General features: G+C 70.2%; 13 protein-coding genes and 1 pseudogene. 6 read left to right on the forward strand and 8 right to left on the reverse strand.

The window, feature by feature from the left end; all coding sequences use genetic code 11:
• Positions 1-115: 115 nt before the first annotated feature.
• From KF892_13080 to purT, 8 genes and pseudogenes are all read right to left on the reverse strand, one after another.
• Positions 116-2,506, reverse strand: coding sequence for an MMPL family transporter (locus KF892_13080; GenBank protein ID MBX3625945.1), 2,391 nt, complete (start codon positions 2,504-2,506; stop codon positions 116-118).
• Between the two features lie 17 nt (positions 2,507-2,523).
• The gene (locus tag KF892_13085) at positions 2,524-3,147 is read right to left on the reverse strand and encodes an outer membrane lipoprotein carrier protein LolA (GenBank protein MBX3625946.1); all 624 of its coding nucleotides are present in this window, start codon (positions 3,145-3,147) and stop codon (positions 2,524-2,526) included.
• Positions 3,125-4,081 carry an acyl-CoA synthetase gene (locus KF892_13090; GenBank protein ID MBX3625947.1) on the reverse strand — a complete coding sequence of 319 codons (957 nt, stop codon included), beginning with the start codon at positions 4,079-4,081 and terminating at the stop codon, positions 3,125-3,127. Before KF892_13090 ends, KF892_13085 begins: the two co-directional genes overlap by 23 nt.
• Positions 4,078-5,771: pseudogene (locus KF892_13095) on the reverse strand (AMP-binding protein). The gene KF892_13090 and the pseudogene KF892_13095 overlap by 4 nt, the downstream one beginning before the upstream one ends.
• Positions 5,768-6,427 (reverse strand): acyl carrier protein, encoded by a 660-nt coding sequence (locus KF892_13100; protein ID MBX3625948.1) that lies wholly within the window; start codon positions 6,425-6,427, stop codon positions 5,768-5,770. Before KF892_13100 ends, KF892_13095 begins: the two are co-directional and overlap by 4 nt.
• Positions 6,428-6,437: 10 nt before the next feature.
• Positions 6,438-6,707 carry an acyl carrier protein gene (locus KF892_13105; protein ID MBX3625949.1) on the reverse strand — a complete coding sequence of 90 codons (270 nt, stop codon included), beginning with the start codon at positions 6,705-6,707 and terminating at the stop codon, positions 6,438-6,440.
• 121 nt (positions 6,708-6,828) lie between these two features.
• The gene (locus KF892_13110; protein ID MBX3625950.1) at positions 6,829-7,221 is read right to left on the reverse strand and encodes a hypothetical protein; all 393 of its coding nucleotides are present in this window, start codon (positions 7,219-7,221) and stop codon (positions 6,829-6,831) included.
• Between the two features lie 165 nt (positions 7,222-7,386).
• The gene (gene purT / locus KF892_13115) at positions 7,387-8,589 is read right to left on the reverse strand and encodes a formate-dependent phosphoribosylglycinamide formyltransferase (GenBank protein ID MBX3625951.1); all 1,203 of its coding nucleotides are present in this window, start codon (positions 8,587-8,589) and stop codon (positions 7,387-7,389) included.
• A 77-nt stretch (positions 8,590-8,666) separates the two neighbouring features.
• Here purT and KF892_13120 point away from each other — a divergent pair, with 77 nt between their 5' ends.
• The 6 genes from KF892_13120 (at position 8,667) to KF892_13145 (ending at position 12,598) form a co-directional block, all read left to right on the forward strand.
• On the forward strand, positions 8,667-9,206 hold the full coding sequence (locus KF892_13120; protein MBX3625952.1) for a hypothetical protein: 540 nt from the start codon (positions 8,667-8,669) through the stop codon (positions 9,204-9,206).
• A gap of 320 nt (positions 9,207-9,526) precedes the next feature.
• Positions 9,527-9,694: a hypothetical protein gene (locus KF892_13125; protein MBX3625953.1), complete on the forward strand. Its 168-nt coding sequence runs from the start codon at positions 9,527-9,529 to the stop codon at positions 9,692-9,694.
• Between the two features lie 61 nt (positions 9,695-9,755).
• The gene (locus KF892_13130; GenBank protein ID MBX3625954.1) at positions 9,756-10,007 is read left to right on the forward strand and encodes a hypothetical protein; all 252 of its coding nucleotides are present in this window, start codon (positions 9,756-9,758) and stop codon (positions 10,005-10,007) included.
• Between the two features lie 23 nt (positions 10,008-10,030).
• Positions 10,031-10,789, forward strand: a complete 759-nt coding sequence (locus KF892_13135; protein MBX3625955.1) for an ABC transporter ATP-binding protein — start codon at positions 10,031-10,033, stop codon at positions 10,787-10,789.
• Positions 10,789-11,559 (forward strand): ABC transporter permease, encoded by a 771-nt coding sequence (locus KF892_13140; GenBank protein ID MBX3625956.1) that lies wholly within the window; start codon positions 10,789-10,791, stop codon positions 11,557-11,559. Before KF892_13135 ends, KF892_13140 begins: the two co-directional genes overlap by 1 nt.
• 31 nt (positions 11,560-11,590) lie before the next feature.
• Entirely contained in the window at positions 11,591-12,598 is a 1,008-nt protein-coding gene (locus KF892_13145) for an ABC transporter substrate-binding protein (protein ID MBX3625957.1), read from the forward strand.
• Positions 12,599-12,648 lie beyond the last annotated feature (50 nt).

Raw genomic sequence — 12,648 nt, forward strand, 5'->3', positions numbered from 1 at the left:
CAGGCGCGTGGCGCGGGGTGGGACAGCGTAGGAGGGACCGGCGCGCCGAGCGCGCAACCGGGCCGCGATTTTTGCACAGGGGCCCCTCCGGCACCGCCCTGGGGTCAGGGCAGATTCAACGCTGGCGCCGGGGGATGAAGGCGGCCGAGAGCAGCAGGCTCAGCACGATGCCGGGCGCCACCACCTGGCCCACCGCCGACAGCACCGGAATGCTCGAGAACGCCAGCAGCAGGAAGGAGATGCCGGCGGTGATGTTGGCCAGCGCCAGCGACGCGAGCGTGTCGGTATCGACGACGAACGGAATGCCCGGCGGCTGCGCGTCTTCCTGGGCCCGGATCTGGTCGAAGAAGAGTGCGTAGTTGGAGCCGATGGCCACCGCCAGCAGCAGGCCCACCAGGTGCAGGATGCCCAGCGCCACGCCGAGGCCGGTCATCACGGCCAGCACGATCACCACCGCAGCGGCCACCGGCTGCGCGATGCGCAGCAGCCGCCGCCACGAGCGCAGGTGCACGCCCAGAAGCACGCACACCGCCAGCGCGCCCAGCAGCGCCTGCACCAGCGCCTCCTTCAGGTAGCGGGCGTAGAGCGAGCTGACTTCGTCGGCGATGTTGACCACGTGGGTGCCGGGCAGGTCGGCGAGCGCCGCGCGCAGGGCAGCCACTTCCACCGTGCCGGCTGGGTCGACCGGCTGCACGCGCAGCAGCGCGCGCCAGGGGCGGGCCCCCTCCCCAGGCAACACCTGCGCGGCCAGCGCGGCCGCCAGCGGCGTGCCCTTGAGCGAGGCGAGCGTGAGCGTCGGCTGCGCGCGCGCGGCCTCCACGTCGGTGAGGAAGGCCCCCAGGCGACGCGCCGGCAAGGGGCCATCGGCAGTGGCCTGCGCGAGGTTGGCGGCGAGCACGGCCGGCTCGGGCAGGGCCTCGCGCCGGCGCTGCTGCGTGGCCGGGCTCGGCAGCAGCCTGGCCGGCGATTCGTAGCCGCCGATCGCCCCCGAGGCCACGAGCTTGTCGAGCCGCAGGCCCGCAGCTTCAGCCTGCATCAGCACGCCGGCTTCGTCGGCCGCGGCCACCGCGACGATGGTGCCGTTGTCGGACGCGCCGATCTCCCGGCGCAGCTCTTCGTCGAGCTTGATCTGCTCGGGCCCGACCGGGTTGAGCGAGGCGAGGTTGGCATGCCACGCCGAAGGCCACCAGGCCAGCGCGGCCGCCGCCGCCAGCGTCACCGCGACGAGCGGCCACCGGAGCCGCGGCAGCACGGCGCTGCAGGCGCCCACCGCTTCGCCCAGCCGGCGCCGCATGCCCGCACCGGGCGCCCCATCGGGTGCGATCACGGTGTAGACGTAGCGCGTGGTCAGCGCCGCTGCGGCGAGGCCGGCCACCGAGAAGAGACCCAGCTGCGCGAGGCCCGGGAAGCCCGAGAACAGCAGCGCCGCGAAGCCGCAGATGGAGGTCCACAAGCCCAGGCGCACGGTGGGCCAGCTCTCGAGCGTCCAGCGGCGCGCGCCGTCGCCCCGCGGTGCGCCGGGGCGCGAGCGGGCCTGGATCAGGTAGTAGATGGCGTAGTCGACCGCCTCGCCGATCAGCGTGGTGCCGAAGCCAAGCGTCATGCCGTGCACGTTGCCGAAGGCGAGGCTCACCGCCGCCACGCCGGCCAGCACGCCGCAGGCCACCGGCAGCACCGCGACCAGCAGCGTGCGCCACGAGCCGCCGAACGAGAAGAGCAGGATGCCCACGATGGCCACGCCACCGGCGAGCGCCAGCAGCTCCACTTCGTGCTTGATCTTCGCGCGCGAGCCGACGGCAAAACTCGCCGGGCCGGTGACGAGCAGCGTGACACCCTCGGCCTTGAGCGCGCCGAAACGCTCGCGAACTTGCGCGAGCGCCTTCTCCTGGCCGTCGAGGTCGGCGCCGTCGGCATGCGTGGTGGCCAACAGCACGGCGCGCTGGCCGTCTTGCGACACCCACACGCCGCCGTCCATGCGGGGCGACTGCGCCGGCAGCATGCCCTCGGCCATGCGGATGGTCTCGCCGGTCGGGTCGCGCAGGATCACCGGCTTGATGAGCGCGCCGGCCGGCGTGCCGAGCAGCGAGGTGGTGTCGTCGATGCCGGCCTTCAGGCCCTCGACGCTGAACCGCTGCGCATCGACCGCCGGGCTCAGCAGGTAGCGGCGCTCGAAGAGGAACTTGCCGGTGGCCTCGAACTGCGAATGGTCGCCGTTGTGCACGGCATCGAAGGCGCCGCCCTCGCGCAAGGCCTGCGCGAGCTGGCGCGACGCCGCCTGCCGCGCCGCCGGGGTGCCGCCCTCCAAGCCGATCAACACCAGGCGCGCGGCCACCCCGCTGCGCAGCTGGTCGAGCAGCACGGCCTGTTCGGCACTCGGCGTGGACGGCAGGAAAGCCGACAGGTCGGCCACGTAGTGCGTGCGCGCGGCGATGGCAATGGCGGCGGCCACGCAGGCCAGCCACACGACCAGCACCCCACGGCGAAGCAGAACCGCGGCGCGGCGCACGCGCCCCTCGTCGGGGTTCAATTCGGCGTGCTCGCGGCCGGGCGAGACGAGGCGGGCACGGAAGACACCTGCTCGATGCTCATCACCGAGCGGTCACCATCGGCCATCACGACCGTCACCTCACGCACCCACGACTGCTGGCCCGCGATCTGCACCGAACGCACGAGCTCTCGGATCTGCGGCTCGATGGGCACGAGCTCCATCGTCCAGCGCTGCGGCTGGCCCGACACGTTGGCGATGAAGTTGCGCTCGATGGCCTGGCGGTTGCCGGTCAGCGTGCCGCGGATGGCTTCGGTCATCACCGCGGCTTCGGGCACGGCGTCGAGCCGCAGCGTGCGGGTGCGGTTGCCCGAGGTGAGGGTGAGGATGTTGCCCACCACCGAGACCTTCTCAGGGCGCGGCTTCAGGGTCTCGCGCACGAAGGTGTCGGGCGCAGAGAAGGTGAGGCGCCCCGAGGATTCGAGCGTGCGCTCGAGCATGGCCACCGAGCGCTTCTCGGTGAACACCGCCTCGCCGCTCTTGACCTGCGACATCAGGCGCGAGAGCTCGGGCAGGTCGAAGGCGCGTGCCTGCAGCGGCAGCGCTAGGGCCAGCAGAAGACCGACGATCGGCCAGAACTCACGGCGAGGGAGGAGTCGCATCGGCAGCAGCCCAGAAGTCGTAGAAGTTGAACCAGTTGTACGGAGACTCAACGCACGCGGCCTCGATCCGGCGCACATAGCGCTCCAGGGCCTCGCGCACCAGGCGGTCGACCACGTCGCGGGGCTCGTTGGTGAGGCCGCGGAAGTCGGCCAGCTCGTCGAACACCAGCTCGTAGCGATTGCCCCCATGGTAGAGGCCGGCACTGAACACCACGCGGCGCTTGAGCATGGCCGCCAGGCGGAAAGGGCCATCGGAAAACGGAGCCGGCGTGCCGAGGAAATCGAACCACAGGGTGTGCGAACGCCCGGCCGCGCCGGGCAGCGTGCGATCGCCCAGCATGCCGGCGATGCCACCCCCGTCGAGGAAGCGGCGCAGGGCCAGCATGGCGCCGGCCTGGCCGAGGGCGATGGTGTGCAGCTTGGCCTTGGGCGCCACCGCCGCCAGCATGGTGTTGATCATGCGGGCGTTGTTCTCGTACATGAGCATCGCCACCCGCTCGCCATGCGCCTCGCCGCCCGCGCGCATGGCCTCGAAGCTGCCCAGGTGGGCGCCGATGGTGATGACGCCCTCGCCTTCGCGCAGCGGCTGGTGCACCACCTCGCCGTTGGTAGTCGTCACGTCGAAAAGGTCGTAGCGCTCGCGCAGGAAGTAGATGCGGTCGAGCACCGTGGCCGCGAAGGCGTGCACATGGCGGTACACGTCGGCCAGGCCCGCCGGGCGCTTGAGCGCGCGCGACAGGTAGGCCTTCGAAGCACGGCGTGCCTTGCCGTTGGCCAGCACGAAGTAGAGCGTGATCGGGTGCAGCAGCAGGCGGGTCAGCGTGCGGCCGGCGCCCACCGCGATCAGTCGGATCAGCGTCAGTGCCCACATGGCGCTGCGTTCAGGCTCGGTGGACCAGTCCACCTTGGCGCCCGCCTTGGTGTGCTCGGTCATGGCATGCGTTCGAAATGCCCCGAGGCCACCGCGCGCTCACCCACCTTCACCTCGAAACGCACGGCGCTCGCGCTCTCGCTGAACTGGATCGACAAGCTGCTGCCCGGACGCACCGGCGAGAGGAACTTGGCCGCGCCCAGGCGCGGCGCGGGGCCGACCGCCGCCGCCAGGGCCGGATCGCGCAACACGGCTTCCAGCACTTCGGACAGCAGCGACACGCCCGGCAGCAAGGGCTGCCCCGGGAAGTGGCCGGCAAACGCCGGGTGGTCGAGGGGAATGAAAACGTCCACCGAAACGCTCGCGAAAGGAATGGAAGAGCTCAGCGGCGCGAGGCGGCGGCCAGCGCCTGCTCGGCCCAGGCGGCGAACGCGCCGGTCGGCAGCTTGCCGGTGCCCTGCACCCGTGGCAGCTCGGGCACCTGCACCACGCGCCGCGGCAGGAAGGCCGGGTCGACGCGCAGGCGCATCTCGGCCACCACCCGCTTGTGGATCTCGTCGGCCGACACGTCGGGCGCGACCACGAACGCGACCAGGCGCACCACGCCATCGGGGGCGTCGTGCGGCAGCCAGAAGGCGCCGTCACGCACGCCCTCGATGCCGTTGAGGTGGTAGTTGAGGTGGCCGAGCGAGCTGCGCTTGCCGGCGATGTTGATGAGGTCGTTGGAGCGGCCGAGCAGGCGGAAGCTGGTCGGGCTCAGCACTTCCAGCACGTCGGCCAGCGTCGTGGGCTGCGGCACGTGGCCGCCTTGCGCGACGGCAGCCTCGGCGTCGCCGGTGAGGTGCACGCCGCGGAAGGTGGTCCATTCGGCGCCCTGCACCGTGCGGCGCGTGGCGACCTGGCCGGTCTCGGTGGAGCCGTAGATTTCCATCAGCGGCGCGGCCAGGGCGGCCTCGGCGCGGGCCGCCAGCTGCGGCGACAGCGGCGCGGTGGCGCACAGCGTGAGGTCGATCGCCGGCAGCTCGACGCCCGATTCGACCAGCGACTTGAGGTGGAACGGCGTCGTCACCAGCATGCGCGGGCGGGGCGCGCGGGCCAGGGCCGCGGCGATGTCGGCGGGGTAGAACGGGCGCTCGGTGTCGATGGTCGCGCCGGCCAGGAGCGACAGCAGCACGCTCGACTCGAAGCCGTACATGTGCTGCGCCGGCACGGTGGCGACGAGGGTCACGCCGGTGAAGCTCGCAAGGCCCATCTGCTCGGCCAGGCGCTGCGCCTCGGCTTCGACGCCCAGCCGCAGGTACTGCCACGCCTTGGGGTGCGGCACGGGCGCGCCGGTGGAGCCCGACGTCAACACCTGCACCGCGACCGCCGCTTCGTCGATCTCGGGCACGACGGGCGTGGCCGGGAGGCTCGCGTGCGCCTCGGCGTGCCAGACGGTGTGCAGCCCCGTGCTGCCGGCCACGTGGTCGGTGAGCACGTAGGTGCCCGGGAAGAGCGCGCTCAGGCGCTCGATCATGTCGGGCGTGAAGTTGGGCGGCAGCAGGCTGCGCTGGCCGCGCAGCAGCGCCGCGCCCAGGCCCACGGCGAAGCGGTAGCGGTCGCCGCTCAGGTTGAGCATGGCGCCGGTCTCGGGGAGGCGGGCCGACAGGGCCTGCACATCGGCGAGGTACTGGCGGCGCGAGATGGGCTGGCCGTCGCGCCAGGCCAGGGGCGCGTCGAGATCGCCCGCCCAGAGCAGGGGCGTGGTGCTCACTGCGGCACCCGCGGCGCCGCGGGCTTGCTGTTGTTCATGTAGGCGTTGATCGCATCGGCCACGGTGGAGCGCGCGAATTCGGGGTGCAGCCGGTAGCGCAGCGAAAACTCGCCGATGAACATCGTGGCGGTGGCGATGGGGGTGACGAGGTTGGCGAAGACGGCCCAGGTCTCGAAGCTGAAGCCGAAGAAGAGCATCAGCGAGATGGCCACGATCACGAGGAAGAAGACCGTCCACGCGGCCGTCACCTGCCGGGTGTAGGCGAAATGCGCCGGAGGCAGCTCCTTGCCGTGCACCCGCTGCGCCACCGAGGTGATGATCGAGGTGCGCCCCGGCCGCAGCGTGCTGCCGAAGAAAAGCGCGAGGAAGAAGTTGATGCCGGCGTGCTGCAGCAGGTACAGCACATGCGAAGGAACCTGGATGCCGAGCAATGCCAGCCCGCACAGGGTCGCCAGCACGAGCGCTGCGCAGAGCGCCACGGCGCGGTGACCGCTGCGCCAGGTGCCCAGGATCAGGATCACGAGCATCGGCGACAGCACGCCGACGACGTTCCAGGCCGAGGCTTCGGTCTGAGTCATCAGCCAGTGCGAGGCCAGCACGTAGAGCAGGCCGACCCCGAGCACCAGGCCGACGCGCAAGGCAATGCGGGCTTGCATGCCACTCACCTCACTTCGTGCGGTTGGCGGCGATGTGGTCCGTCAGGCTGGCCAGCGAGGTGAAGATGCGCACGTTGTCCTGGTCGTCCGAGCGCAGCTGGAAGCCGTAACGCTGCGACACCACCAGCGCGACTTCCAGGATGTCGATCGAATCCAGCCCCAGGCCTTCGCCGTAGAGCGGGGCCTGCGGGTCGATCGTCTCGGGCGCGGTCTCGAGGTTGAGCGCTTCGACGAGGAGCGCGGCCACTTCGCGCTGAAGCTCGGTTTGGGTGGAAGTCATGCGTGGAATCGGTGGGTGTGGGGCGTGGCGCGGGTGCGCGCAGGCCCGGTTCGGCGGGGGTCGGAGTTTATCAAACGGGGTACTGCCATCGCCTCGTCCGAAGGGGTGACAACGCGGGGCGTCAGCGCTCGAAGGGGCGCGTCAACGCGAAGCCGCTGCCGTCGGTGACACCGTCGCCGGGCATCGCGCCGCCGCCCCGCGCGGCGGCGTTGAGGCGATCGATCTCGGCATAGGCGAAACGCAGCTGGCCTTCCAGGCGCGTGACCGACGAGCGCTGCTCGGCGGCAAAGGCGGCCTGGCGTTCGCGGGCCGACAGTTTTTCTTTTTCCAGCTCGGCTTGCAGGCGGGCGTTCACGGCGCGGGCGTTCTGGGTGCTGGCGGCGACCTGCTCGCGGGCTGCGGCCACGAGCCGGGCATGGCGCGCCGCCGCCCGGCTGCCGATGACGCGCCACGTCACCGCAGCGCCCAGCGCAGCACCGACCAGACCGGCGCTCAGCGCCGTTGCAATCCCCATCACGTCCATCGTCGCCCCTTCCCTCGCAGCGCGCGCCGTCAGGGGCGGGCGTCGCTGCGCAAGACCCTGAGCGTAGCGAGGGCGCGCCGACTTGTCAGGCCCGGTGGCTCATGGCGCCGTGACAAAGTGCGCGCTGACCCGCAATCCGTGTTGCAGAGCAACACCTCAGGCGCGACGGGGCCGCACCTTGGCGGCGGCCGACTTGGCCTGCCGGCGCGCGACCTCCACGTCGGCATCGAAGGCCAGCGCCACACCCATGCGGCGCTTCACGAAGCTCTCGGGCTTGCCGAAAAGGCGCAGCTCGGTGTTGGGCACCCGCAGGGCGTCGTCGACGCCGTCGAACACGATGCCGGTGGCTTCGACCCCGCCATAGATCACCGCGCTCGCGCCGGGACTCTTGAGCGCGGTATTGACCGGCAGGCCGAGGATGGCGCGGGCGTGCAGCTCGAATTCGTTCTGCCACTGCGTGATCATGGTGACCATGCCGGTGTCGTGCGGGCGTGGGCTGACCTCGCTGAACCAGACCTGCTCGCCCTTCACGAAGAGCTCGACACCGAAGAGACCCTGACCGCCGAGGTTGTCGGTCACGGCCTTGGCGATCTCGCGCGAGCGCTGCAGCGCCACCGGCGACATGGGGTGCGGCTGCCAGCTCTCCACATAGTCGCCGCTGACCTGGATGTGGCCGATGGGGTCGCAGAAATGAGTCTCGACCTGGCCATTCGCGCCGAGCGCGCGCACGGTGAGCTGGGTGATCTCGTAGTCGAAGTCGATGAAGCCCTCGACGATCACACGCCCGTGGCTCACACGGCCACCGGCCATCGCGTAGTCCCAGGCTTTCTGCACGTCGGCCGGGCCGTCGATCTTGCTCTGGCCCTTGCCCGAGCTGCTCATGACCGGCTTCACGATGCAGGGGTAGCCGATGCCCTGGTCGATCGCTGCTTGCAACTCTTGGAGGGAGTCACAGAAGACATACGGGCTCGTCGGCAGCTTCAGCGTCTCGGCGGCCAGGCGGCGGATGCCTTCGCGGTCCATCGTCAGCCGCGCGGCGCGAGCGGTGGGAATCACGCGCACGGTGCCGGCCGCTTCGAGCTCTTCAAGCATCGGCGTCGCGATGGCCTCGATCTCGGGCACGACAAGGTGCGGCCGCTCAGCCTCGATCAGCGCCTTGAGCTGCGCCGGGTCGCTCATCGTGATGGTGCGGGCGTGGTGCGCCACCTGCTGGCCGGGGGCGTTGTCGTAGCGGTCGACGGCAATCGTCTCCACGCCCAGCCGCTGCAGCGCGATCAGCACCTCCTTGCCCAGCTCGCCGCTGCCCAGCAGCATGACTTTCGTGGCCGAAGGGGACAGGGGGGTGCCGAGGGTCGTCATGGGGAAGCTCTTGAAGTGCCGAACGAGGCGCCCATTCTAGAAAGACGATGCTCAACAAAGATTTATCATCGCGGCCCATGCCGTCCGCCCACCACGACGTGGCGCAGATCCGCCTGGACAACGCAATGGCGCTGTTCGACGAGTTCGTGCACGCCACCGTCAAACACGCCGATGCCGCCACCTTGCGCGGCCTGGAGCGCCGCTTTGCAGAGCGGCTACAGATCCAGCCCAGCTACTGGAGCCAGATCAAGGGGCGCTCGCGGCAGATCGGCGAGCGCCTCGCGCGGCAGTTCGAGCAACTGAGCCACAAGCCGCTGGGCTGGATGGACGAAGTACACGGCGCCCAGGGCGCCGTTCCCTCGCAGGCCGAGGCCGAGCCGGCCCCCGGCCTGCCGCAAGACGACGACGAGCGCTTCATCGTCGGCCTCGTGCTCACCTACTACCGCCGCCACCCACAACGCGCCCGCACGCGTCTGCTCGACCTGCTCGGCGAGGTGCTGGCCCCGGCGCCGCCGGCACCGAGCGCGGCGCCGAAGAAACCCGCGCCCGCCGACGACCCGCACAGCCTCTGGTTGAGCAGCCAGGCCGGCGTGGCGCCGCTGAAGCGAAAGCGCTGACGCATCAAAAAAAGGTGAGCAACACCTCTTGCGCAAGATAATCAACTGTTTATCATTTGCGCAAGTTGCGGGGCCTGCCCGTACCGCAGCGACACCCCACCGATCCACCCCCACCCGGAACGCCATGTCGACATTCGCCTGCCTGCCGACCCCACGCCGATCGTGCGTCGTCGATGCAGCCATCGTCATGGTGGCGCCGCCAGGGCCGTTGCTCACCTGAGTGCTCTTGCAGCAAGAGCGCCACACGGCCCGGGATGCGTCCAACGCCCCGGGCCGTTTTGTTTTTGTCGTGCGGACACCCGTCCGCCCAGGAGTGCCCCATGAAGTTCGTCATCGACACACCCAAGCCACGCAACCCGTTTGCCACCGCCGCCCGCAGCCGCCGGGCCGGCAGCCACCGACCGAGCACCGGCGCGCAGCGCCAGCGATCACGCCAGGACCTACGCCAGACCCTGGCCCAGCTCGACCCCCGCAAGGACAGCCCATGACCCCTTGCCCGCCACGCGCGGGCAACGCCTGAAGGACATCGCCATGACCCACCTGAGACTCGTGACGTGGAACCCCGCCGAGACCACGCCCCGCCCTCCCGCCCACCCCCTGCGGCGCCTGGCCGCCGCCCTCCTGCGCAGCGCGAGCCGCCTGCTGGCCCGCCTGGCCCAGCGCGTGGGCGAACCCGCGATCGCGACCTTGCCGGTGCTCCCCGAGACGCTCGAGTTCTACGCCGACGCGGGTGCTCCCGAGGGCGCGCTCTATCTCGACGGGAACCTGATCGGCCACTTGCCGGGCGTGAGACGCCTGTAGTTCGCTAGGGCACACTCGCGGGCATGCCGCCCCTGCTCGCGCTGGACCACGTCGACAAACGCTACGCCAACGGCGTGCTGGCGCTGCGCGATGTGTCGCTGGCGGTGGGGCCGCACGAGTTCGTCTCCTTGCTGGGCCCGTCGGGTTGCGGCAAGAGCAGCGTGCTGCGGCTGGTGGCCGGGCTGGATCGGGCCACGAGCGGCAGCGTGTCGGCCCCCGCGCTGGACCGCCGTGCGCCAGCCGACACCGCCTGCGTCTTTCAAGACGCCACGCTGATGCCCTGGGCCAGCGTGTTCGACAACGTGTGGCTGCCGTTGCGCATCGCCGGCCAGTCGCGGGCACAGGCTACCGAGCGGGTCGAATCGGTGCTGCGCCTCGTGGGCCTGGCCGACTTCGCCGACGCCCACCCGGCCGAACTCTCCGGCGGCATGAAGATGCGCGCTTCGATCGCACGGGCACTGGTGGCCCAACCCCGTGTGCTGCTGATGGACGAGCCCTTCGCCGCGCTCGACGAGTTCACCCGCCAGAAGCTCAACGACGACCTGCTGCAGTGGTGGCACACCAGCACGCTGGCGGTGCTCTTCGTCACGCACAGCATCTACGAGGCGGTGTACCTGAGCCAGCGGGTGCTGGTGATGGGCGCGCGGCCGGGGCGGGTGGTCGACGAAGTGGTGGTCGACGAGCCCTACCCGCGCCGCCCGGCCTTCCGCAGCACCGAGCGATTTCTCGCCCTGTGCCAGCGCATCGGCCAGGCGCTCGAAGCATCGCAGGTGGCGGGCTGATGCGGCGTGCCGTGCCGGTGCTGACCTTGCTTGCGCTCGTCGCGGCCTGGGAAGCGCTGGTGCGCCTCGCCCACATCCCGCACTACACGCTGCCCGCACCTAGCCTCGTGGTGCAGACGCTGGTGGCCAACTTCGGCTCGCTGGCGGCGAGCTGGTGGTTCACGCTCAAGATCACCTTCGGCGCGCTGCTGCTGGCCTGCGCGGGCGGCGTGTTGATCGCGGCGGTGTTCGCGCTGTCGCGGGCGGTCGAGCAGGCGCTCTTTCCGATCGCGGTGGTGCTGCAGGTCACACCCATCGTCGCGGTGGCCCCGCTGATCCTCATCTACGTCGAGAGCACCACCGCCGCGCTGCTGCTGTGCGCGTGGATCGTGGCCTTCTTTCCCATCCTCTCGAACACCGTGATCGGCCTGCGCGCCGCCGACCCACAACTGCACGACCTCTTCCGCCTCTACCGCGCCACACCCCTGCAGCGCCTGCGCTGGCTGCTGGTGCCGAGCGCCTTGCCCTACTTCGTGGCGGGGCTGAAAATCTCCGGCGGCCTGAGCCTGATCGGCGCCGTCACCGCCGAGATGGTGGCCGGCGCGGCGGGCCGCGAAACGGGGTTGGCCTCACGCATCCTCGAAGCCAGCTTCCGCACCGAGACCCCCAAGATGTTCGCCGCGCTGGCACTGCTGGTGTTGACGGGCGTGCTGATCTTCTGGAGCTTCAACGCACTGTCGCGCGCCCTGCTCGGGCGCTGGCATGCGGTCGAATCTTCCAAGCCCGATTGACCTTCTTTCCGACCTTCTTTCTGGAGCCCTCATGCGCACACTCGCCCTCGCCGCCGTGGCCCTCGTGGCCTGCAGCACGGCCCTCGCCCAAGACAAGGTGACCTTCGCGACCAACTGGAAGGCGCAGGCCGCGCACGGCGGCTTCTACCAGGCGGTGGCCGACGGCACCTACAAGAAGTACGGGCTCGACGTCACCATCCAGCAAGGCGGCCCGCAGGTGAACAACCGGCCGCTGCTGCCCGCCGGCCGCATCGACTTCCTGATGACCGGCAACCTGCTGCACAGCTTCGACAACGTGAAGAACGGCGTGCCGACCGTGGTGGTGGCGGCGATGTTCCAGAAGGACCCGCAGGCGCTCATCGCGCACCCGGGCCAGGGCTACGAGAACTTCGCCGCGCTGAAGAACGCGCCGGTCGCGCTGATCGCGAAGGATGGCCAGTTCAGCTGGTGGCAGTGGCTCAAGGTCACCCACGGCTTCAAGGACGAAGCCCTCAAGCCCTACAACTACAACCTAGGCCCCTTCCTCGCGAACCCCAAGGCGATCCAGCAGGGCTACTCGGTGGCCGAGCCGATCTACGTGCAGAACCAGGGCAAGTTCAAGCCGGTGGTGCACCTGCTCGCCGACCACGGCTTCTCGACCTACTCGACGCTCATCGAAGCGCGCGCCGAGACCGTCAAGGCCAAGCCCGACCTGGTGCAGCGCTTCGTCGACGCGTCGATCGTCGGCTGGGTGAACTACCTCTACGGCGACCGCAAGGCCGCCGCCGCGCTGATGATGAAAGACAACCCCGAGATGACCGAAGCCGAGATGGAAGCCTCGGTTTCGCTGATGAAGCAACAAGGCATCGTCGACTCGGGCGAGTCGCTTGCCGGGGGCATTGGCGCCATGAGCCAGGCGCGCATCAACGACTTCTACGCGCAGATGGTGAAGGCCGGCCTCTACAAGGCGGGCGAGGTCGACCTGTCGAAGGTGGCGGCGCTGCAATTCGTCAACAAGAAGGTCGGCCTCGACCAGAAGGCCAAGCTCGGCGGGCGCTGAGGCTCAAGTCCGCACCGGTGGCGGCCGATAACCTCGGTAAGAAGTACCCC

The sequence above is a fragment of the Rhizobacter sp. genome, from assembly GCA_019635355.1.
GTDB lineage: Bacteria > Pseudomonadota > Gammaproteobacteria > Burkholderiales > Burkholderiaceae_C > Rhizobacter.

Bases quoted from the DNA above. Each gene is read 5' to 3' on its own strand.
- KF892_13110 (MBX3625950.1), bottom strand. From the start codon at position 7,221: ATGGGGATTGCAACGGCGCTGAGCGCCGGTCTGGTCGGTGCTGCGCTG.
- KF892_13105 (MBX3625949.1), bottom strand. From the start codon at position 6,707: ATGACTTCCACCCAAACCGAGCTTCAGCGCGAAGTGGCCGCGCTCCTC.
- KF892_13085 (MBX3625946.1), bottom strand. From the start codon at position 3,147: ATGCGACTCCTCCCTCGCCGTGAGTTCTGGCCGATCGTCGGTCTTCTG.
- KF892_13125 (MBX3625953.1), top strand. From the start codon at position 9,527: ATGAAGTTCGTCATCGACACACCCAAGCCACGCAACCCGTTTGCCACC.
- KF892_13090 (MBX3625947.1), bottom strand. From the start codon at position 4,081: ATGACCGAGCACACCAAGGCGGGCGCCAAGGTGGACTGGTCCACCGAG.
- purT (MBX3625951.1), bottom strand. From the start codon at position 8,589: ATGACGACCCTCGGCACCCCCCTGTCCCCTTCGGCCACGAAAGTCATG.
- KF892_13145 (MBX3625957.1), top strand. From the start codon at position 11,591: ATGCGCACACTCGCCCTCGCCGCCGTGGCCCTCGTGGCCTGCAGCACG.
- KF892_13100 (MBX3625948.1), bottom strand. From the start codon at position 6,427: ATGCAAGCCCGCATTGCCTTGCGCGTCGGCCTGGTGCTCGGGGTCGGC.
- KF892_13140 (MBX3625956.1), top strand. From the start codon at position 10,789: ATGCGGCGTGCCGTGCCGGTGCTGACCTTGCTTGCGCTCGTCGCGGCC.
- KF892_13120 (MBX3625952.1), top strand. From the start codon at position 8,667: ATGCCGTCCGCCCACCACGACGTGGCGCAGATCCGCCTGGACAACGCA.
- KF892_13135 (MBX3625955.1), top strand. From the start codon at position 10,031: ATGCCGCCCCTGCTCGCGCTGGACCACGTCGACAAACGCTACGCCAAC.